This is a genomic window from uncultured Amaricoccus sp. (assembly GCF_937858865.1).
Classification (GTDB): domain Bacteria; phylum Pseudomonadota; class Alphaproteobacteria; order Rhodobacterales; family Rhodobacteraceae; genus Amaricoccus.
Genome location: NZ_CALLYO010000047.1, coordinates 1 through 1708 on the forward strand (window position 1 = coordinate 1; position 1708 = coordinate 1708).

The following is a 1708-nucleotide window of genomic DNA, read 5'->3' on the forward strand; positions in this document are numbered from 1 at the left end:
CGCCGCATGCAGGGCCGCGTCCTCGCCACCTGGGTCGCCGGCCGCCGGGTCTTCGCGCGGGAGACAGCATGACCCTCGCCCTCGCCTTCCTCCTCGCCTATCTCCTCGGCTCGATCCCCTTCGGCGTCCTCATCACCCGCGCCCTCGGGCTCGGCGACCTGCGCTCGATCGGCTCGGGCAACATCGGCGCGACCAACGTGCTGCGCACCGGCCACAAGGGCGCCGCCGCCGCCACCCTCCTTCTCGACGCCGCCAAGGGCGCAGTCGCCGTCCTCGCCGCGCGCGCGCTCGCCGGCGAGGCGGCGGCGATGGTCGCCGGCTTCGCCGCCTTCCTCGGCCACCTCTTCCCGGTCTGGCTCGGCTTCCGCGGCGGCAAGGGGGTCGCGACCTTCCTCGGCATCATGCTGGCGCTCGCCTGGCCGGCGGGCCTCGCCGCCTGCGCCACCTGGCTCGCCGTCGCCGCCGCCACGCGCTTCTCCTCGCTCGCCGCGCTCGCCGCCGCCGCCCTCGCGCCCCTCTGGCTCTGGCTCTTCGGCCGGCCCGACGCCATCTGGCTCGGCCTCGCGCTCGCCGCCCTCGTCTGGGTCCGCCACCGCGCCAACATCGGCCGCCTCCTCGCCGGCAGCGAGCCGCGGATCGGCAAGGGTGCCTAGCGCGGGATGATCGCGCCGGGCTGGCCGATCACCTCCGACGCCATGGCGTGGCCGGCGGCGAGGCAGGCGGGCTCGGACTCGCCGCGGAGGAGCGCCGCGAGATAGGCGCCGTTGAAGCTGTCGCCGGCGGCGGTGGTGTCGACGACCCGGGCCGCGGGCGGGAAGGCGGGCAGGCGGAAGTCGCCGCCGATCGGCAGCGGGCCGTCCGCGCCGCGCTTCAGCGCCCCGCGACGGATGCCGGCGGCGGCAAGCCGGGTGAGGACGGCCGCCTCGCCCGCCTCGCCGAAGAGCGCCAGCTCGTCGTCGAGCGAGGGGAGCGCGATGTCGGTCAGCGCCCAGAAGGCGGCGATCTCGCGGCGGGCGGTGGCGCGGTCGGGCCAGAGGCGGGGGCGGTAGTTGGAATCGAACGCCACCCTGCCGCCGCGACGGCGGTAGCGGTCGAGGAAGGCGGCGAGGCCGGCGCGGGCCTCCGGCGCCAGCACGGCCAGGGTGATGCCGGAGAGATAGACGATGTCGAAGTCGGCGAGCCGCTCGGGCGTGACCTCGGCCGGCGGCAGGAAGAGGGTGCGGGCGGCGGAGGTATCGCGCCAGTAGGTGAAGCTGCGCTCGCCCTTCTCGTCGAGGCTGATGGCGTAGAGGCCGGGGACCCGGTCGGCCCGCCGCTCGATCAGGCCGGTGTCGAGGCCCTCGGACTCGAAGAAGGCGATCATCCGGGCCGAGAGGGGGTCGGTGCCGAGGGCGGTGACGTAGGCGACCTCGATCTCCGGGGCGGAGCGCTTGAGGTAGATCGCGGCGTTGCAGGTGTCGCCGGCGAAGCCGACCCGGCTGCCCTCGCCGTCCTCGCGCGGCAGGGTGAGCTCGATCATGCATTCCCCGATGCTGGCGACCCGCATGGACCCGTCCCCCGGCTGTTTCCGGAACGGAACAGCATCGGGAGAGGGGGGACAAGGGGGAAATCGCCCCCGCCGGGAGGGAGGCCGAGATTTGGCCGGTGCGGCAGGGGTTAACCGGGATTTCCTCAGTATGGAAATCGTATGGAATCCATATGGGAAACG

Annotated in this window: 2 protein-coding genes; one reads left to right on the forward strand and one right to left on the reverse strand. The window is 74.4% G+C overall.

The genetic code is table 11. From position 1 onward, the window contains the following. Positions 1-68 precede the first annotated feature (68 nt). Positions 69-653, forward strand: coding sequence for a glycerol-3-phosphate 1-O-acyltransferase PlsY (plsY, locus tag Q0112_RS01265; RefSeq protein WP_297970397.1), 585 nt, complete (start codon positions 69-71; stop codon positions 651-653). On the opposite strand, the gene Q0112_RS01270 is transcribed toward plsY, so the two are convergent. After that, positions 650-1546, reverse strand: coding sequence for a sugar kinase (locus tag Q0112_RS01270; protein WP_297970399.1), 897 nt, complete (start codon positions 1544-1546; stop codon positions 650-652). The genes plsY and Q0112_RS01270 overlap by 4 nt on opposite strands. Positions 1547-1708 lie beyond the last annotated feature (162 nt).

Bases quoted from the DNA above. Each gene is read 5' to 3' on its own strand.
- plsY (WP_297970397.1), top strand. From the start codon at position 69: ATGACCCTCGCCCTCGCCTTCCTCCTCGCCTATCTCCTCGGCTCGATC.
- Q0112_RS01270 (WP_297970399.1), bottom strand. From the start codon at position 1,546: ATGCGGGTCGCCAGCATCGGGGAATGCATGATCGAGCTCACCCTGCCG.